Origin of the sequence: Streptomyces sp. NPDC048248, from assembly GCF_043201875.1 — a bacterium.
Taxonomy (GTDB): domain Bacteria; phylum Actinomycetota; class Actinomycetes; order Streptomycetales; family Streptomycetaceae; genus Streptomyces.
The window spans coordinates 17,447-36,043 of the sequence record NZ_JBICZL010000006.1; the positions used below are offsets into that span (position 1 = coordinate 17,447).

The following is an 18,597-nucleotide window of genomic DNA, read 5'->3' on the forward strand; positions in this document are numbered from 1 at the left end:
GCCAGCGATGATTCTGCTTCGTCGCCTGCTGGGTGACGTGCTGCGCCGACAGCGTCAGCGCCAGGGCCGAACCCTGCGCGAGGTCTCTTCCTCCGCTCGGGTATCACTCGGCTATTTGTCCGAGGTCGAAAGGGGGCAGAAGGAGGCGTCCTCCGAGCTGCTCTCGTCGATCTGTGACGCGTTGGATGTGCGCATGTCAGAGCTCATGCGAGAGGTCAGCGATGAGCTGGCGCTCGCCGAGCTGGCACAGTCCGCGGCCGCGAGTGACCCGGTGCCGGCACCGGTGCGGCCGAAGCTCAACTCGGTGTCCGTCACCTCCCTGGCCGGTGTGCCGGAGGACCGCGTCACCATCAAGTCCCCGGCGGACGTCGTGGATGTCGTCGCCGCCTGACGCCCCCGTTCATCCCCTGCAGAGCCCCGACCGGTTGTCGCCGGTCGGGGCTCTGTGGCGTGTGTGGGCCTGGTGGGCGCGGGTACCCGCTCGGTCGGACCGCCCGATCTACTCAGAACGCAACAATCGTTTGTACGCTGAGTAAATCGGAACAATCATCTGAAAAGGAGTATTTGGATGCCTGTGGTCAAGAGCACACTGTCCGATGACGACCTCAACGTCGTCGGCAACGCCCTGCAGGGCGCGCTCGTCGATCTGGTGGACCTCTCCCTTGTCGCCAAGCAGGTGCACTGGAATGTCGTGGGTCCGCGCTTCCGTTCCGTCCACCTGCAACTCGACGAGGTCGTGGACACCGCACGGCAGCACGCCGACACCGTTGCCGAGCGGGCTTCCGCGATCGGTGTGGCGCCGGACGGCCGGGCCGTGACGATCGCCAAGACGAGTGGCATCGGCGAGGTATCGGACGGCTGGATCAAGGACGGTGACGCGGTGCAGACCCTGGTGACGGGGCTTGCCGCGGTCATCGAGCGGATGCGGGAGCGCATCACCGCCACCGGTGACCCGGACCCGGTCACTCAGGACATCCTCATCGGTCTGACGGCGGAGCTGGAGAAGCACCACTGGATGTTCCAGGCCGAGTCCTCCTGACCGGCTGATGGCCGCCACGTCGAGGGTCGCGGTGTCCGGTGGCCGGTCATCCGACCCGTCGCAGGACGCGTCGTCCACGGATGGGCGTACCGCCACCCGGTGCGCGCCGGGACTGCCCCGGTGCGCCCTCGCGCCGGGTGGCGGGTCCGCTTAGCGTCGGTCGGAGGAGGCAGCCATGGCGTGGCACGATTTCGTGGCCCGCGGCGTGACCGGGACACTTCCGGCCCGCGGGCCGGATGACCGGCCTTCCCGGGCGATACCGGGGCGCTGGATAGCCGTGACCGTCATCGGCGGGCTGTGGTGGTGGGCCGTACTCCGGCTCACGCTGTGGCCCCACGTGGCGGGCATGGTCGAGGGGGCGGTGGCGGCAGGCGGGTGGGGGCTCAGCCTGCTTCCGGTGCACTGCGTCCCCTGGGCGGGCCGCAGGGACCGTGGGCGCGAGCGCGCCAGGCCGGGGGAGGAGGTCTGGAGGGCGCTCACCACGGCATGGCGACGCCGCCGTTGGGGCGGAGAATCTGGCCGGTCGTGAAGGACGAGGCATCGGACGCCAGGTGGAGCACGGCGTGCGCGATGTCCTCGGGCTCACCCACCCGGCCCAGGGGAGACATCCGGATCATGGGTCCTTCGGCCTGCCGGCGGGCCTCGGTCGTGTGGCGGTCGGTCATGGCGGTCCGCACCCAGCCCGGGGCGATGGCGTTGACGCGGATGCCGTGTCGGCCGACCTCGGAGGCCAGGGTCTTGGTGAGCTGGACCACCGCCGCCTTGGCCACGCCGTAACAGAGCAGCCCGGGAGCGCCGGTGTCGATGGCCCCGGACGCCATGGTCACGATGCTGCCCCGGGTGTCGGCGGCGAGCATCGCACGAGCGGCCTCCTGGCAGCCGTGCAGCACGCCCTTGAAATTGGTGTTCCAGACCCGGTCGAGATCCGCGTCCTCGGTCTCCAGAACCGTCGAGGTGTGCATGATCCCGGCGATATTGGCCATCACGTCGAGGTGGCCGGTGGCCCGGCGGGCCTCCTCGACGACGCCGGCGACCTGATCGCGCCGGGCGACATCCAGGGCGTGGGGGCGGGCGGAACCTCCTGACCGGTTGATGGTCGAGGCGGTCGCTTCGGCCCCGCTGCCGTCGAGGTCCGCGCAGTGCACCGTTGCGCCGGCCTCCGCGAGCAGGACGGCGGTGGCGCGCCCGATACCGCTCGCAGCGCCGGTGACGATCGCGGTGCGGCCCATGAGGTCGTACGCCGTGACAGGCATGGCGTGAGGGTAGAGAGATTGCTGACGGTGCGTCAATTGGTGTGCCGGGCGGATTCCGCGCCACCAGGCCGTGGGCGTCAGGGGGCGGCGGATCCGGGGTGTGGCTCGGGAGGCTCCGGTTGGCAGGCCGGACACCAGTACGTGACGCGTTCCTCGGGGGCGGGGCCCTGGTCGGCGGAGAGGATCCGGGTGCCACAACGCCGGCAGGGTTGCCCTGCTCTGCCGTAGACCCACAGTCGGCGGTCGGTGCGGGCGCTGGGGGTGGTGACGCGTGCCGGGCGGTGCTTGTTGGCTTCGAGGAGCTTCTTGGCGAGCGTGATGGCGCGCTCGGGGTCGGGGAGGGCGCCGGCGGGGAGCCACGGCGAGGCGCGCAGGAGGAAGCAGAGCTCGCACTTGTAGACGTTGCCGATACCGGCGAGATTTCGCTGGTCGAGCAGGGCTTCGCCCAGCGGACGCGCGGGGACGGAGAGCAGCCTGCGCAGGGCTTCGGCCGGGTCCCAGTCGGGGCCGAGGAGATCGGGCCCGAGGTGGCCGACGACCCGGGACTCGTCGCTGGTGCGCAGCAGCTCCAGGACGGGGAGGCGGTAGCCGACGACCGTGTGCCGCTCGGTGCCGAGGATCGCCCTGATCTGGTGGGCGGGGCCGCCCCGCCAGTGTTCGTCCGGGCGGTAGATCTTCCAGGCGCCGTCCATGCGGAGATGGGAGTGCAGGGTGAGGCCGCCCTCGATGCGGGTGAGGAGGTGCTTGCCGCGCGGGACTACGCCGAGGACCGTGCGCCCGGTCAGGTCCACCGTCGCGAGTTGCGGGACACGGAGGTCGGAACGGGTCAGCGGATGATCGGCCAGCGCGTCGTGCAAGCGCTGGGCCAGACGCCAGACGGTGTCGCCTTCGGGCATGGATCCATCATGCCGGGGAGTGGCGCCGTGAGGGCGGATCCGGCTGTTGGCCTCCTGCTTCCGATGGCGCCGACCGGCCGGGCGCGTGCCGCAGCACCATGGGGCCGCGGTCGGCGGGCTCGGGGCGCTGGTCGTCAGCCGCGCAGCCGCATTCCCCGAGGGGTGGGGTGGAAGCCGGCGACCTCCAGGGCGGGGGCGAAGGGGGAGGTGAGGGCCGCGGTGCCGTTGATGCGTTCGGTGGTGATGGTGCCGAGAGCGCCCGCGCGGGCGGCTTCGGTGAGCGCCGCGACGGCGGGCTGGACCCGGGCATCGCTGCCGGCGTCGGCCGGATCGTCGCCCAGGGGCCAGATCAACAGCGTCTTGCCGCCGCGCTCCATGTAGAGCGTCAGCTCGCCGTCGACGAGGACGACGAGGGAGCCCGCCTTGCGGCCGGGCTTGTGGGTCGATCCTTCGGGTGGGTCGGGCCACGGAAGGGCGGCGCCATAGGCGTTGGCCGGGTCGGCGGCCGCCAGGACGACGGCGCGCTGCGGTCCACCGTGGCGATACCGGCCCGCACTTCCGTCCGGAAGAGCCTCGTCCGCCGTGCGCTCCCGCTGGGTGTTGACCGCGCGCAAGCGGTCCACCGCGCCGTCCATCGCGAACTGCGCGGCGCCCAGCCCCTCCACGACATATCCGCGGCGCGCCTGCCCGGACTCCTCGAACACCGCAAGTACCCGATAGGCGGCGGAGAAGCCGCCCTCGACACCCTCCGCGGCGACGGCGCCGCGGGTGACGATGCCGTGCCGGTCCAGGAGCGTACGTGCCAGCGCATGGGCGCGGTGGGTGGCGTCCGGTTCGAGGGCGGGGAGCACGGACCAGCGGCCGCCGACCGTGGGCGGCCCGGAGCGCGAGGCGGTGGGTCGGCCCGTACGGCCCGTCGCGGCGGTCAGGGAGCCGTACCGGCCGCGGGGGACCGCGCGCCGGGCGCGGTGGGCGGTCGAGCCGGCCGTGCGGCCCGAGCCGAGGAGGGCGCGCAGCGGGGCGAGGGTGTCGTTGCTCAGCCGCCCGGACCAGGCCAGATCCCAGAGCGCATCGGCGAGTTGCGGGTCGGTGGCCTCGGGATGGGTGGTCGCCCTGACCTGGTCGGCGATCTGCCGGAAGAACAGGCCGTACCCGGGGGCGAGGGTGGTCAGCACCGATTCGTGCAGCGCCGTGAGTTCGAGGGGGAGTGGGGGAGGGAGCAGCAGCGGCGCGGAGTCCGTGAGATGCAGGGAGAGCCAGCCGTCCTTGCCCGGCAGCGCGCCGGCACCCGACCACACCACCTCGCCGGTGGCGGTGAGTTCGTCCAGCATCGCGGGGGTGTAGTCGCCGACGCGGGACGGCAGCACCAGTTTCTCCAGGGCGGACGCCGGGACCGGGGCGCCCTGGAGCTGCTCGATGGCGCGGACCAGGCCGTCGATGCCACGCAGGCCGTGCGAGCCGCCGGAACTCCGCCCCGGGCCGCCCGGCGCGGTGACGTGCTGCCACTGGGGGAGGAAGGCGGCGAGCGCGGCCGGCGGCACCGGCTCCAGTTCCTCGCGCAGCGCGGCCAGCGAGCGGCGGCGCAACCTGCGCAGCACCTGTGCGTCGCACCATTCCTGACCGATGCCGGCCGGGTGGAATTCGCCCTGGACGACACGGCCCGCGGCGGCCAGACGCTGCAGCGCGCCATCGGTCACGGCCGTGCCCAGGCCGAAGCGGGCGGCGGCCTGCTCCGAGGTGAAGGGGCCGTGGGTGCGGGCGTAGCGGGAGAGGAGGTCGCCCAGCGGGTCCTTGACCGGCTCGGTGAACGACTCCGGCACACCGACCGGAAGGGCCGTCCCCAGGGCGTCGCGCAGGCGTCCGGCGTCCTCCACCGCGGCCCAGTGGCCGGCGCCGGCGATCCGCACCGTGATGGCCCGGCGGGCCGAGGCCAGCTCCCGGGGCCAGGCCGGATCCGCGCCGCGCTCGACCAGCTCGGCGTCGGTCAGCGGCCCGAGCAGCCGCAGCAGGTCGGCGACGCCCTCGGGGTCCTTGACGCGACGGTCCTCCGTGAGCCACTGCAGCTCGCGCTCCAGCTCGGCCAGCACCTCGGCGTCCAGCAGCTCGCGCAGCTCGGCCTGGCCCAGCAGCTCGGCCAGCAGGCGGGAGTCCAGGGACAGCGCGGCGGCGCGCCGCTCGGCCAGCGGGGAGTCGCCCTCGTAGAGGAACTGGGCGACGTAGCCGAAGAGCAGCGAGCGGGCGAACGGCGACGGCTCGGGGGTGGTGACCTCCACCAGGCGCACCCGGCGCGCCTCGACATCGCCCATGAGCTCCGTCAGACCCGGTACGTCGAAGACGTCCTGCAGGCATTCGCGGACGGCTTCCAGCACGATCGGGAAGGAGCCGAACTCGCTCGCCACCTGGAGGAGTTGGGCTGCCCGCTGGCGCTGCTGCCACAGCGGGGTGCGCTTGCCGGGGCTGCGGCGCGGCAGCAGCAGGGCGCGGGCGGCGCATTCGCGGAACCGGGAGGCGAACAGCGCGGAGCCACCGACCTGGTCGGTGACGAGCTGATCGACCTCGCCGTGGTCGAAGACCACATCCGAGGCGCCCACGGGCGACTGCTCCGGGTCGAATTCCGTGCCCCGGGCGGCGAGGCCGGGGTCGCCCCCCGGTTCGAAGCCGTCGTCGAGAAGATCCAGGCCCATCAGGTCGGCGTCCGGCAGCCGCAGCACGATGCCGTCGTCGGCATGCATCACCTGTGCGTCCATGCCGTAGCGCTCGGAGAGACGGGCGCCGAGCGCAAGCGCCCAAGGAGCGTGCACCTGCGCGCCGAAGGGGGAGTGGATGACGACCCGCCAGTCGCCCAACTCGTCGCGGAACCGCTCGACGACGATGGTGCGATCGTCCGGGACATGACCGCAGGCCTGCTTCTGCTCGGCGAGATAGCTCAGCACGTTGTCGGTCGCCCAGTCGTCGAGCCCGGCTGCCGCGAGGCGGCTGCGGGCGTCCTCCGGGCCGAGCGAGCCGACCTCGCGCAGGAACGCGCCGAGCGCGCGGCCCAGCTCCAGGGGGCGGCCGAGCTGGTCGCCCTTCCAGAAGGGCAGCCGGCCCGGTACGCCCGGTGCGGGTGTGACGAGGACGCGGTCGCGGGTGATGTCCTCGATGCGCCACGACGTCGTGCCGAGGGTGAAGACGTCGCCGACGCGGGATTCGTAGACCATCTCCTCGTCCAGCTCACCGACCCGGCGCCCGCCACCGCCCTTGCCGGAGTCGCCGCCCGCCAGGAAGACGCCGAACAGACCGCGGTCGGGGATCGTGCCACCGGAGGTGACGGCCAGCCGCTGCGCCCCGGGGCGGCCGGTCACCGTCCGGGCGACGCGGTCCCACACCAGGCGCGGGCGCAGCTCGGCGAAGGCGTCGGAGGGATAGCGACCGGCGAGCATGTCCAGCACCGCGGTGAACGCCGACTCGGGGAGCGCGGCGAACGGCGCCGCCCGGCGGACGACGGCCAACAGCTCCTCCACGTCCCAGGTGTCCATCGCGGTCATCGCCACGATCTGCTGGGCGAGGACGTCCAGCGGATTGGCGGGCACCCGCAGGGCCTCGATGGCGCCCGAACGCATCCGCTCGGTGACCACGGCGGCCTGCACCAGGTCGCCGCGGTACTTGGGGAAGACGATGCCCGTCGACACCGCGCCGACCTGGTGGCCGGCGCGGCCCACCCGCTGCAGTCCGGAGGCGACGGACGGCGGTGACTCGACCTGGACCACCAGATCCACCGCGCCCATGTCGATGCCCAGCTCCAGGCTGGAGGTCGCGACCACGGCCGGAAGCCGGCCGGCCTTCAGGTCCTCCTCCACCTGGGCGCGCTGTTCCTTGGAGACCGAGCCGTGGTGGGCGCGGGCGAGCACCGGGGGCGCGCCCTTGGCGGCACCGGCCTCGGCCATGATCTCCGCGGGGGAGTGCGCCTCGGGCATGGCCTCGCCGGTGGCCCGCTCGTAGGCGATCTCGTTGAGGCGGTTGCACAGCCGCTCCGCCAGCCGGCGGGAGTTGGCGAAGACGATCGTGGAGCGGTGGGCCTGGACGAGGTCGGCGATCTTCTCCTCGACCTGTGGCCAGATGGACGGCTTCTCCCCGGTCTCGCCCTCCTGGACCGGGGAGCCGCCCAGCTCACCCATGTCCTCCACGGGGACGACGACGGAGAGGTCGAACCGCTTGCCGGAGGGCGGCTGGACGATCTCCACCCGCCGCTGCGGCGACAGATAGCGGGCGACCTCCTCCACCGGCCGGACCGTCGCCGACAGGCCGATCCGGCGGGCGGGGCGGTCCAGCAGCTCGTCCAGCCGCTCCAGGGAGAGCGCCAGATGCGCGCCCCGCTTGGTCCCGGCGACGGCGTGCACCTCGTCGAGGATCACCGTCTCGACGCCCGCGAGCGCCTCCCGGGCCGAGGACGTCAGCATCAGGAACAGGGATTCGGGGGTCGTGATGAGGATGTCCGGCGGGCGGTTGGCGATCGAGCGGCGCTCGGCCGGCGGGGTGTCCCCCGAGCGGATGCCCACCGTGACGTCCGGTTCCGGCAGCCCCAGCCGCACCGACTCCTGGCGGATGCCCGTCAGCGGACTGCGCAGATTGCGCTCGACATCGACGGCGAGCGCCTTCAGCGGTGACACGTACAGCACCCGGCAGCGCTTCTTCGGCTCGGCCGGCGGGGGCGTGCTGGCCAGGGAGTCCAGCGAGGCCAGGAAGGCGGCGAGGGTCTTGCCGGAGCCCGTCGGCGCCACCACGAGGACGTCGGAGCCCTCCCCGATGGCCTGCCAGGCGCCCTCCTGCGCCGCGGTGGGCGCGCTGAACGCCCCGGCGAACCAGCCGCGGGTCGCGGGAGAGAAGGATTCGAGCGCTGCCTTGGCCATGTTCCCCATCGTGCACCGCACCACTGACAATGCGGCCGTACGCGACGGGCGGACGGCGCGTGCCGGTGCCGGACGGGGGCCGGCCATCCGCGGTCCGCCCCTCCCCGACGAGACCGTGCGGGACCGTCCACGCAGCGGACGCACAGGTCGGAGGCGGCCGCGCAGGCGCAGAATGGAGCCATGGTCACGGGCAGCGAAGACGGCTCCGCCACGGAGGGCGGCGGGCCCGGTGCAGCGGTCACGCCCCGGTCGCCAGGCGAATGGGCACGCCACTGGGCGCTTGCCGAGCTGCCCGGTCTGGAACTGCTGCGCGCCCGATACGTCCGGCACTCCTTCCCCCGGCACGCCCACGACGGCTACGTCGTGTGCGCGGTCACCGACGGGGTCGAGGAGGTCGGCCTGCGGTCCGGCGTGATCCGCGCCGGCCACGGCGGCGTGATCATGATCAATCCGGAGGTCGCGCACACCGCACGCGCCGGCGTCCCCGAAGGCTGGGCCTACTCCACGCTCTACCCCTCGGCCGGGCTCGTCTCCGAGATCGCCGAGGAGACGACCGCGCTGCGCGGGACCGCTGGGTTCACCGAGACCGTCGCCGTGGACCCGCACCTGGGCGGCATGATCACCGGGATCCACCGGGCCGCGGAGGACGGCAACGCCCTCGCCGCCGACAGCCTGCTGCGGATCGCCGTCGCCCGCCTGCTGCGCAGCTACGGCGGCCCCCTCCCGGCCCGCACGCCCCGGTCGGCGGGCGCCGATGCCGCCGCCGGCGCCAAAGCCGTCCTGGAGGAACGGATGGCCGACCCGCCCTCCCTGGAGAAGCTGGCGGCGGAGCTGGGGACCAGCCCGTTCGCGCTGCTGCGGGCCTTCAAGCACGTCTACGGCATGCCGCCACACACCTGGCTCACCGATGCCCGGGTGCGCCGGGCCCGCCGCCTCCTGGAGGCGGGCAGCGCGCCCGCCGAGGCAGCCCTGGCCGTCGGCTTCACCGACCAGCCGCACCTCAACCGCCACTTCACCCGGATCGTCGGAGTGCCGCCCGGCGCGTACCGCAGGGAACGCACCGGCAGCCGCGTCGGCGCAAGAACGTACAAGACCCCGGGCCGCGCTCCCGCCTAACGTCGCGGGTGTGCCAGAACAGACAGACACAAGCACCCCGGAGCGGGCCGCGCCGCCGCGGCCCGTCACACCGGACTCCGCCGTCATCAGGGACGCCCTGGGCGTCGGCGTCGCGGTGGGCCTTTCCGGCTTCGCCTTCGGCGTGACCGCTGCCGGGGCCCACCTCAGCATCCTCCAGACCTGCGCGCTCAGCCTGCTGGTCTTCACCGGAGCCTCGCAGTTCGCCCTCGTCGGCGCGCTTGCCGCGGGCGGCAACCCGCTCACCGCCGCCGCCGGCGCGTTCTTCCTGGGGGCCCGCAACGCCTTCTACGGGCTGCGGTTGTCCGCGCTTCTCGGCTACCGGGCGTCCATCCGGCCCCTCGCCGCCCACTGGGTCATCGACGAGACGTCCGCCGTCGCCCTGGCGCAGCCCGATCGGCACAGCGCCCGCCTCGGCTTCACCGTCACCGGGCTGACCCTGTACATCCTGTGGAACCTCACCACCCTGGGCGGCGCCCTCGGCGCCGAGGCGCTCGGTGACACCGCCGCCTGGGGCCTGGACGCGGCAGGTCCCGCGGTCTTCCTGGCGCTGCTCGCACCGATGCTCAGGACCACCGTCGAGCGGGCGTCCGCAGGCCTCGCCGTGGTCCTGGTCATGGTGACCACGCCCGTGATGCCCACGGGCGTCCCGGTCCTCCTCGCGGCGCTCGCCGCACCCGTCGTCCTCTTCCTGGAGGGGCGCCGGGCGCGAACGAAGACGACCACCGACACCCCCGGCGCGCCGCACGCCCCTCACGGGCAGGACAGCGACAGCCGTACCGACACGCAGGAGGATCCGACATGAGCGTCTGGATCGCCATCGGTGCCACCGCCGTCGGCTGCTACCTGGTCAAGTTCCTCGGTCTCGCGGCGCCCGCCGGTCTCCTGGAGCGCCCGCTCGTCAAGCGGCTCGCCGCCCTCCTGCCGGTTGCCCTGCTGGCCGCGCTCACCGCACAGCAGACCTTCAGCGACGGGCAGCACCTGCTGCTCGACGCCAAGGTGGCAGGCGTCGCCGCCGCGGCCCTCGCCCTCGCCCTGCGGGCGCCGTTCCTCCTGGTCATCGGCGTCGCGGTGGTCGTCACCGCCGGGGTGCGCGCCTTGGGAGGGTGATCGCCGGCCGAGGCGGGAGCGGCCGGGCGTTCCCGCCTCAGCCCAGCGGTCGGCCGTAGGCCCGCAGTGTGAGCAGCGCCTTGAGGGTCACCATCGGGCGGCACTCCAGGGCCGTGCCCGGGGCCCAGGTCCGCCAGTTCAGCGGCCAGCCGCCGTCCTCCTCCTGGAGCGACGCCAGATGGTCCAGAGCCCGGTCCAGCTCAGCGTCGCTGAACCACCGGCGCGCGAGCGAATCCGGCCTGGGGGCGAAGTCGTACGCCAAGTGGTGCTCCTCCGGGCCGTACCCCTCCGCCACGGGGACGTCCGCCGCACGGTCGGGGTCCAGCAGGACCAGCCCCTGCTCCCGCGCCAGCTTGCCGAGGCGCTTCGCCGCGGCCGCCGCCCGCGCGCGGTCCGGTGCGCCGTCCAGGAAGGCCACCGCGGCCTCCAGCTCGTACGGGTGGGTCTTCTCCAGCGACTCCACGGCGACCCAGCAGTAGTCCGTCGCCCGGAACAGCCAGGCGTGCCACACCTCGTTGCGGTGCAGCACACCCACCACGGGCCCCGTCGCCAGGAGTGCGCTCGGCGGATCGTCGACCACCGGGATCCACGGCGCGGACGGATACCCACCGATCGACGGGTGCAGCGCCGGCAGCGCGCCCTCCGGGGTCGAGATCCGCGTCAGATAGCGGCAGATGTGCTCCACCCGGCGGCCTTCGCAGCGCCCGATGCCGTCCAGCACCGCGAGGGCGTGCGCGGTGTGCAGCGGCTGGCTGACCGGGCCGCGCAGATCCGGCTCCAGGGCGTGGCCGTAACCGTCGTCGTCATTGCGGTACGCGGCGAGCGCGGTCTCCACCGCGTCCGCACCGCCGCCGAGGAAGTGGTACTCGAAGAGCCGCTGTTCGAGCACCCGCGCGGTCAGCCAGACGAAGCGCTCGGCACGCGCCACAGGGGTCGGGGAGGGGCTTGCGTTTTCGGCCATGGCCCGACCGTAGAGCCCACACCGCCCCGTGGCGGCGCTCGTGCACGGCTGCCCTCCCAGGGCGGGATACTGGGGGCATGCGGTTGACGGTCTTCTGGCAGCGGATGGCGGATCACTTCGGTGCGGCGTACGCCGACTCCTTCGCGCGCGATCACGTGATGTCCGACCTCGGCGGCCGGACGGTCCACGAGGCGCTGGACGCGGGCTGGAGCGCCAAAGAGGTGTGGCGGGTGGTCTGCTCGACGATGGATGTTCCCTACGACAAGCAGTGAGCCGGGCTCCGGCGTGGTGGGCGCCCGGGGCGGTGTGCACCCCTGCCCGCCTCGGTCCCCCGGCACGCTGAGGGACGCCCAGGGAGCGACCATCTCGGACGAATGCGCGGGGCAGGCCGTGCACTGTCGTACCCGTGCGCGACACTTGGGCCGTGCCCGCGACAGATGAGATCACCAGCAACGACGACCCACGGCCCGAGGATCGCCTTGGCGCCCGGATGCCGCGCTGGCTGCCGCGCGCCATGCTGCTCGCGCTCGCTCTCGTGGGCTGCTTCCAGCTCGCCAGCTGGGCGTTCCACCAGCTCATCAACCTTCTGCTGAACGTACTGATCGCGTTCTTCCTCGCGCTGGCCGTCGAACCCGCGGTCGACTGGATGGCGGCCCGCGGCATGCGGCGCGGGCTCGCCACGGGGGCGGTGTTCATCGGGGTCCTCGTCGTCACCGCCGGATTCTTCACCCTGCTCGGCTCCATGCTCGCCGGTCAGATCGCCACGATGGTCGAGGAGTTCCCGCACTATCTGGACTCCGTCATCAGGTGGACGAACGACACCTTCCACACCCACCTCTCGCGGGTCGAGGTGCAGAACAACCTGCTCAAGTCCGACTGGCTGCAGAAGTACGTCCAGGACAGCGCCAACAACGTCCTCGCCGTCTCAGCGACAGTGCTCGGCAGCCTGTTCAACCTGCTGACGGTCGCTCTGTTCTCGTTCTACTTCGCCGCCGACGGCCCCCGGCTGCGCCGAGCGCTGTGCTCCGTCCTCCCGCCCAGCCGGCAGGCCGAGGTGCTGCGTGCCTGGGAGATCGCGGTCGCCAAGACCGGCGGATATCTCTACTCCCGCGGCCTGATGGCGCTGATCTCGGGCGTCGCGCACTACGTCCTGCTGGAGATCCTCGGCGTGCCGTACGCCCCGGCGCTGGGCATGTGGGTGGGCCTGGTCTCGCAGTTCATCCCGACCATCGGCACCTATCTGGCGGGCGCGCTGCCGATACTGATCGCCTTCAGCGTCAACCCCTGGTACGCCCTGTGGGTGTTCGGGTTCGTGGTCGTCTACCAGCAGTTCGAGAACTACCTCCTCCAGCCCCGGATCACCGCGAAGACCGTCGACATACACCCCGCCGTCGCCTTCGGGTCGGTCGTCGCGGGCACGGCGCTGATGGGAGTGGTCGGCGCGCTGATCGCCATCCCGGCCACCGCGACGCTGCAGGCGTTCCTGAGTGCGTACGTCAGGCGGTACGAGGTCACCAACGATCCGAGGGTCCGGGGAGGCGCGGGCCGCAGACGTGGCGCGCGGGTGCTCGCGCGTGCCCGGCGCACCCTGCACGCCAGGCAGCCGACCGCTCCGCTGGAGGACTGGCGCAAGAGCCCGGGCGGGTCGCATCTGGATCCGGGGACCGGGAAGAAGAAGGGGAAGGCCGGGGAGGAGCCGCCCTCGGACGAGACCGGTCAGGATGCCCGCGGCGAGGACCAGGGCGGCGAAGAGCCGGGCAGGGAGCAGGGGAGCGACGAAGGCGGTCCCGAGAACGGTCGCTGAGGGCGATGGCCGGGGCGGGCGGCGGCTGCCGCGGAGGGCGCCCCGCTCCCGGGCGCACGGGTGGTGCGCTTGACACCAAAATCGAACATCCATTCTGATGGGAGATCCGACCTGTGTCCCGGAGCTTTCCGGAAGTTATCCACAGGCTGGAGCCGGGTCCGGGCGCATTGTCAGTGGCAGGCGTTAGCGTCATGGACGTGAAGCGATCGACTCAAGCAAATCGGGTGGAACCCATGGCAGGCACTGACCGCGAGAAGGCGCTCGACGCTGCGCTCGCACAGATTGAACGGCAATTCGGCAAGGGCGCCGTGATGCGCATGGGGGAGCGGCCCAACGAACCCATCGAGGTCATCCCCACCGGCTCGACCGCGCTCGACGTGGCGCTGGGCGTCGGCGGCATCCCCCGCGGCCGCGTGGTGGAGGTCTACGGTCCGGAGTCCTCCGGTAAGACGACCCTGACGCTGCACGCCGTGGCGAACGCCCAGAAGTCCGGCGGCTCCGTGGCGTTCATCGACGCCGAGCACGCACTCGACCCCGAGTACGCCAAGAAGCTCGGTGTGGACACCGACGCCCTGATCCTGTCCCAGCCGGACAACGGCGAGCAGGCCCTGGAGATCACGGACATGCTGGTCCGGTCCGGGGCGCTCGACCTCATCGTCATCGACTCCGTCGCCGCCCTGGTGCCGCGGGCCGAGATCGAGGGCGAAATGGGCGACTCCCACGTCGGTCTCCAGGCCCGGCTCATGAGCCAGGCGCTGCGCAAGATCACCAGCGCGCTCAACCAGTCCAAGACCACCGCCATCTTCATCAACCAGCTCCGCGAGAAGATCGGCGTGATGTTCGGCTCGCCGGAGACCACGACCGGTGGCCGCGCGCTGAAGTTCTACGCCTCCGTGCGTCTCGACATCCGCCGCATCGAGACCCTCAAGGACGGCACCGACGCGGTCGGCAACCGCACCCGCGTCAAGGTCGTGAAGAACAAGGTCGCGCCGCCCTTCAAGCAGGCGGAGTTCGACATCCTCTACGGCCAGGGCATCAGCCGCGAGGGCGGCCTGATCGACATGGGCGTGGAGCACGGCTTCATCCGCAAGTCCGGCGCTTGGTACACCTACGAAGGCGACCAGCTCGGCCAGGGCAAGGAAAACGCCCGCAACTTCCTCAAGGACAACCCGGACCTCGCCAACGAGGTCGAGAGGAAGATCAAGGAGAAGCTGGGCATCGGCGTGAAGCCGCAGGACCCGGCCGCGGAGCCCGGCGTGGACGCCGCGGGGGTGGTGGCCGACCCGGCCGCCGCGGTTCCGGCACCGGCGGCCAAGGCCGCCAAGGGTTCCAAGGCCGCCGCGGCCAAAAGCTAGTCCGCCATGACGCGGCGAACGGAATGGCCGGGCAGCGAGGACGACACCAGCAGCGCTGCGGGCGACGCCGAGAACCGTAACGGCCGCAGGGGCCGTAAGAAGGGCGGTGGTTCCGCCCTTGCCTTCAGTGGGGGAGACCCGGACTCACCGAGGGCCGGGACGGAACCGCCGCGTACGCCCGAGGAGCAGGCACGGGCCATATGTCTGCGCCTGCTCACCGGAAGCCCGCGTACGCGCAAGCAACTTGGGGACGCCCTGCATCAGCGGGGTATCCCCGAGGAGGCCGCGGAGGAGGTGCTGTCCCGATTCGAGGATGTCGGGCTCATCGATGACGCGGCCTTCGCCGACGCCTGGGTGGAATCACGCCACCACGGCCGAGGGCTGGCCCGCCGCGCCCTCGCGCGCGAACTGCGCACCAAGGGTGTGGACTCCGCCGTGATCGATGAGGCCGTCGGGCGCCTCGACTCCGAGCAGGAGGAGTCCACCGCCCGCGCCCTGGTCGACCGCAAGCTCCGCACGACGCGGGGGCTGGACAGGGAAAAGCGGCTCCGCCGACTTGCCGGGATGCTGGCCCGCAAGGGCTATCCGGAAGGTCTCGCCCTCCGCGTGGTCCGCCGGGCGCTGGAAGAGGAAGGCGAAGACCCGGAGCTGCTGGACCAGCATCTGCCGGACGTCTGAGCCCCTGCCCGTGAGACATCGCAGCCCGGTCGTCGGACAGCGAGCCCGGCCGGGCATCGAACGCCGGCCCGATCGACGGAGACGAAGCGAGCAGGTCGAGCAGGGGCCGGGAACGGGCAGCAGCGGTGGGGCGCCGCCGAGCGCGCCCCGGCCGGCCGCCGTCGTCCGGTGTACCGGACGTGTCAGGCTCCTGCCCGGCACTTCCCGTCCGCAGCTCGCCGCGGGACCTCAGTCCGTAACCGGCAGGCCCGCTGCCCGCCATGCCTGGAAGCCGCCCGTCAGGTCCGTTGCGCGGTGCAGGCCCAACTGACGCAGGGAGACGGCCGCGAGACTCGATGCGTAGCCCTCGTTGCAGATCACCACGACGGGCAGGGCGTGATGGGTCGCCTCGGGGGCGCGGTGGTCGCCCGTCGGGTCGAGCCGCCACTCCAGCTCGTTGCGCTCGACGATGAGCGCGCCGGGAATGGTGCCGTCACGCTCCCGCAGCGCCGCGTAGCGGATGTCCACCAGGAGCCCGCCGGCTTCCTGCACCGCGGCGGCCTCCTCGGGGCCGATGCGCACCAGCTCTTCCCGGGCCTTGTCCAGCAGATCCTCGACGGCGCTCATCCCGCCCACACTCCTCTCACGCCTCCGGTGTTTCCGGCGCTGCCGGTGCCTACGGTGTCCCGCGCCCGAACAACCCCCGGCCCGCGCGGGCCAACCCGGTCGGTCGGACGTGTCAGGGCGGTCGTCGGCAACGGCTCCCGCAGCCTCGGGCCACGACGGACGCGCACCGTCATCTCCCCCGTCCGCCGGGCGATCACTCCCACTCCTCCGGGCGCTCGACCTCTTCGAGTCGCAGCACGGGGCCGGTCCGGCTGTAACGGCGCATCAGCGGCAGCGGCGGGTAGTAGGCGTGCACCGACACCGCATGGGTGTCGTGGGAGAGGTTGAGCACCTGGTGGACATGGTGCGGGCCGAAGGCACGGCCCCGCCCATCGCTGAGCGTGCGCTCCCGGTCCACGCCGTCGGCGAGCTCCAGGGTCTTCCAGCCCTCGGTGGGCAGCTGGACCGCGAGCGACTGTTCGGTCAGCTCACCGCCGGCCGCAGCGAAGGCGCCGCGCGAGCCGCCGTGGTCGTGCCAGCCGGTGCCCGTGCCGGGCGGCCAGCCGATGAGCCACGCCTCGCTGCCGCCGGGCCCGTCCAGCCGGATCCAGGTGCGGCCTTCGGGGTCGAGGGGGAGCGAGGTGACGAGTGCGCTGTCCGCGGCGGTGCGGCGGGCGAAGTCGAGGAGCTCGGATGCGCTGGGGCCACTGTCATGGCCGGTGGCATGCGGGAGCACAGGGGTACGTACGTCGGGCACGGAAACCGTCCTGGTGATCGCGAAGAGGCGCGGCCGCCAGGAGATGACGAGGGGCCGCGCGGGAAGGAAGGCGAATCAGAAGGACGGACTACACATGCAGCCCGCATAGCGGACCAGGTCCAGATGGACCCTCCGCCAGAATCGCGAGCCGTGATCAGTCACCCTCGGAGTGAAGCATGTGTGTTCCCGCACGGTCAACAGCCGGAAGCGCGTCGTGAGCGGATGCGGGCCCGGGCGCCGCACCCCCGTCGGCCTCCTCGGCGGGACTGTTCGCCGCGGTGCCGCTTTCGTCGCCCGCGTCGGCTCCCCCGGGAGCGGCGGGCCGTGGCAGCTGTCGCATCCCCTCCCGATCGCCGGCCCCGCCCCGCACCGCGTCCGCGCAGGCGTACAGCTCCTCCGGCCGGACGCCCGACAGTGCGGTGACGAGGTGACCGTCGGGCCGTACGAGCAGCACGGTGTGTGCCGGAGCGCCCGGATAGGACTCGGTCACCAGGACCTCGGCCGGCATGGGCAGCCCGGAGACGGTGCCGGTCAGCCGCGGCATCAGGCCGGCGGACTTCCAGTGCCGCCGGTCCCACACCCCGGTACCGGGCGCCACCAGGACCGCCAGCAGCCCGTGGCCCAGCCGGTCACGCAGCCGGACGACCGACCCGTCCGACGCGGTCACCGGGACGTCGGTGACGGGCGCCCCCGGAAGGGTGCCGACGGGCGTGCCCGCCGCCTGCTCGGCGGTCGGCGCGAGTGGGGAGCGGGCGTACGCCGGCGGTGCGCCCAGCGGGCCGCGACCCAGATGTCCGTCCGTCAGCATCGCGCAGCGACCGCGCGCGCCGCCCGGCACCATGGTCCGCCAGCGGGCTCCGCCGCCCTCCCGAAGCAGCGGCAGCACCTGGTCGGCGGCGCGCAGCCGCGCCGCGACCGACCCACGCCGCTCCGCCTGGTAGCTGTCCAGGAGTGCCTCGGAAGCCCCTTGGTGCCAGGCCAGGCCCAGCTTCCAGGCGAGGTTCTCGGCGTCCCGCAGCCCCTCGTCCAGTCCTTGGGTCCCGAGCGCGCCCAGCAGATGCGCGGCGTCACCGGCGAGGAAGGCACGGCCCAGTCGCCAGCGCCGCGCCAGCCGGTGATGGACGGTGTGGACGCCGGTGTCGAGCAGCTCGTACGGGGGGACCAGCCGGCCGTGGCCGCGCCCTCGGGCGTGCGGGGTGGCGTGGGGGGACGCGGTGGCACCGTCCGGCCCGGTCACCGCTTCATGGGCCCATCCGGCCAGGGAGTCGCGGATCCTGGCGACCAGCGCGTCCGGCGTGACCAGCTCACGCCCGGGCGGCAGCAGCCAGTCCAGCCGCCACACGCCGTCGGCTAGAGGGCGGGCAGAGACCTCGCCGCGGGGCCCGCCGTGCCGGGTCGGTGAGCGGTGCAGCAGTGCCTCGCCCGGCCAGGGGAGGTCGGTGCGTAGTGCCGCGACGGCGTGCCGTTCGACGGCCGTGCGGCCCGGGAAGCGGATGTCGAGCAGCTTGCGGACCGTCGAGCGGGGGCCGTCGCAGCCGACGAGGTAACTGCCGCGCCACCACGTCCCGTTGGGCCCGCGGGTGTGGGCGCTGATGCCGCGCTCGTCCTGCTCCAGCTCGGCCAGCCGGCTGCCGGTGACGATCTCGGCGAGCTTCTCGCGGGCGAGGGCGGCGCGCAGCGCGCGGGTCAGGGAGTGCTGGGGGAGATGGACGGGGGAGGGCGTGGCACTGGGCGACGGGTGGTCGAAGACGACGCGCTCCAGCAGGCGGCGGCGGTGCATCGTGCGCCAGGCGGTCCAGCGGGTGCCCGCCGTCTCCAGAGTGTCGGCGCAGCCGAGGCGCCCGACGAATTCCGCGGTCTCCTGACGGAGCACGGCGGTGCGGGCGGGCCGGGTGTCCTCCTGGCCGGTGGTCTCGTCCAGGACGACCGAAGGGACACCGAGGCGGGCCAGGGAAAGGGCGAGCGAGAGGCCGACCGGGCCGGCCCCGACGACGATCACCGGGTCCACGGCGTGGCTCCCTGAGTCCAGCGGTGCTTACGGGGCGTGCGGGAACTGGCAGTTGGAGCCCGGTGCGTGATCACACAGCGTATGCAACCCATTGCGGCCGTCCCCGTCAAGTGACCAAAGGCGGCGGC

General features: G+C 72.8%; 17 protein-coding genes. 9 read left to right on the forward strand and 8 right to left on the reverse strand.

From position 1 onward, the window contains the following. Positions 1–7: 7 nt before the first annotated feature. Entirely contained in the window at positions 8–391 is a 384-nt protein-coding gene (locus tag ACGFZW_RS13815; protein WP_393893301.1) for a helix-turn-helix domain-containing protein, read from the forward strand. Between the two features lie 177 nt (positions 392–568). Continuing rightward, complete coding sequence (locus ACGFZW_RS13820; RefSeq protein WP_393893302.1) at positions 569–1,039, forward strand: Dps family protein; 471 nt, start codon at positions 569–571, stop codon at positions 1,037–1,039. Between the two features lie 476 nt (positions 1,040–1,515). On the opposite strand, the gene ACGFZW_RS13825 is transcribed toward ACGFZW_RS13820, so the two are convergent. The 3 genes from ACGFZW_RS13825 to ACGFZW_RS13835 all read right to left on the reverse strand — a co-directional run bounded on the left by ACGFZW_RS13825 (position 1,516) and on the right by ACGFZW_RS13835 (position 8,077). Then, positions 1,516–2,292: an SDR family NAD(P)-dependent oxidoreductase gene (locus ACGFZW_RS13825; RefSeq protein WP_393893303.1), complete on the reverse strand. Its 777-nt coding sequence runs from the start codon at positions 2,290–2,292 to the stop codon at positions 1,516–1,518. A 77-nt stretch (positions 2,293–2,369) separates the two neighbouring features. Continuing rightward, complete coding sequence (locus ACGFZW_RS13830; RefSeq protein WP_393893304.1) at positions 2,370–3,188, reverse strand: DNA-formamidopyrimidine glycosylase family protein; 819 nt, start codon at positions 3,186–3,188, stop codon at positions 2,370–2,372. Positions 3,189–3,322: 134 nt separating this feature from the next. Continuing rightward, positions 3,323–8,077, reverse strand: a complete 4,755-nt coding sequence (locus ACGFZW_RS13835) for a DEAD/DEAH box helicase (protein ID WP_393893305.1) — start codon at positions 8,075–8,077, stop codon at positions 3,323–3,325. A gap of 180 nt (positions 8,078–8,257) precedes the next feature. Between ACGFZW_RS13835 and ACGFZW_RS13840 the strand changes: the two genes are divergently transcribed. The 3 genes from ACGFZW_RS13840 to ACGFZW_RS13850 are packed head-to-tail and all read left to right on the forward strand — an operon-like array spanning position 8,258 to position 10,321. Next, complete coding sequence (locus ACGFZW_RS13840; protein WP_393893306.1) at positions 8,258–9,193, forward strand: AraC family transcriptional regulator; 936 nt, start codon at positions 8,258–8,260, stop codon at positions 9,191–9,193. A gap of 10 nt (positions 9,194–9,203) precedes the next feature. Next, entirely contained in the window at positions 9,204–10,016 is an 813-nt protein-coding gene (locus ACGFZW_RS13845) for an AzlC family ABC transporter permease (protein ID WP_393893307.1), read from the forward strand. Next, positions 10,013–10,321: an AzlD domain-containing protein gene (locus ACGFZW_RS13850; RefSeq protein ID WP_393893308.1), complete on the forward strand. Its 309-nt coding sequence runs from the start codon at positions 10,013–10,015 to the stop codon at positions 10,319–10,321. The genes ACGFZW_RS13845 and ACGFZW_RS13850 overlap by 4 nt, the downstream gene beginning before the upstream one ends. Before the next feature lie 37 nt (positions 10,322–10,358). Here ACGFZW_RS13850 and ACGFZW_RS13855 read toward each other — a convergent pair whose 3' ends face one another. Beyond that, complete coding sequence (locus ACGFZW_RS13855) at positions 10,359–11,282, reverse strand: hypothetical protein (protein ID WP_393893309.1); 924 nt, start codon at positions 11,280–11,282, stop codon at positions 10,359–10,361. Positions 11,283–11,359: 77 nt separating this feature from the next. On the opposite strand from ACGFZW_RS13855, the gene ACGFZW_RS13860 reads away from it, so the two are divergent. The 4 genes from ACGFZW_RS13860 to recX all read left to right on the forward strand — a co-directional run bounded on the left by ACGFZW_RS13860 (position 11,360) and on the right by recX (position 15,119). Then, positions 11,360–11,554, forward strand: a complete 195-nt coding sequence (locus ACGFZW_RS13860) for a DUF3046 domain-containing protein (protein WP_393893310.1) — start codon at positions 11,360–11,362, stop codon at positions 11,552–11,554. Positions 11,555–11,706: 152 nt separating this feature from the next. Beyond that, the gene (locus ACGFZW_RS13865) at positions 11,707–13,086 is read left to right on the forward strand and encodes an AI-2E family transporter (RefSeq protein ID WP_393893311.1); all 1,380 of its coding nucleotides are present in this window, start codon (positions 11,707–11,709) and stop codon (positions 13,084–13,086) included. Between the two features lie 233 nt (positions 13,087–13,319). Then, positions 13,320–14,441, forward strand: coding sequence for a recombinase RecA (recA, locus tag ACGFZW_RS13870; protein ID WP_393893312.1), 1,122 nt, complete (start codon positions 13,320–13,322; stop codon positions 14,439–14,441). A 6-nt stretch (positions 14,442–14,447) separates the two neighbouring features. After that, positions 14,448–15,119 carry a recombination regulator RecX gene (gene recX, locus ACGFZW_RS13875; protein ID WP_393893313.1) on the forward strand — a complete coding sequence of 224 codons (672 nt, stop codon included), beginning with the start codon at positions 14,448–14,450 and terminating at the stop codon, positions 15,117–15,119. Between the two features lie 228 nt (positions 15,120–15,347). Here the strand turns inward: recX and ACGFZW_RS13880 are convergent, their stop codons facing one another. From ACGFZW_RS13880 to ACGFZW_RS13895, 4 genes are all read right to left on the reverse strand, one after another. Then, positions 15,348–15,725 carry a rhodanese-like domain-containing protein gene (locus ACGFZW_RS13880; RefSeq protein WP_393893314.1) on the reverse strand — a complete coding sequence of 126 codons (378 nt, stop codon included), beginning with the start codon at positions 15,723–15,725 and terminating at the stop codon, positions 15,348–15,350. Between the two features lie 193 nt (positions 15,726–15,918). Next, on the reverse strand, positions 15,919–16,461 hold the full coding sequence (locus ACGFZW_RS13885) for a cysteine dioxygenase (protein WP_393893315.1): 543 nt from the start codon (positions 16,459–16,461) through the stop codon (positions 15,919–15,921). 75 nt (positions 16,462–16,536) lie between these two features. Then, complete coding sequence (locus tag ACGFZW_RS13890; RefSeq protein WP_393893316.1) at positions 16,537–16,653, reverse strand: putative leader peptide; 117 nt, start codon at positions 16,651–16,653, stop codon at positions 16,537–16,539. After that, positions 16,616–18,469: an FAD-dependent monooxygenase gene (locus ACGFZW_RS13895; RefSeq protein WP_393893317.1), complete on the reverse strand. Its 1,854-nt coding sequence runs from the start codon at positions 18,467–18,469 to the stop codon at positions 16,616–16,618. The genes ACGFZW_RS13890 and ACGFZW_RS13895 overlap by 38 nt, the downstream gene beginning before the upstream one ends. Between the last annotated feature and the right edge of the window lie 128 nt (positions 18,470–18,597).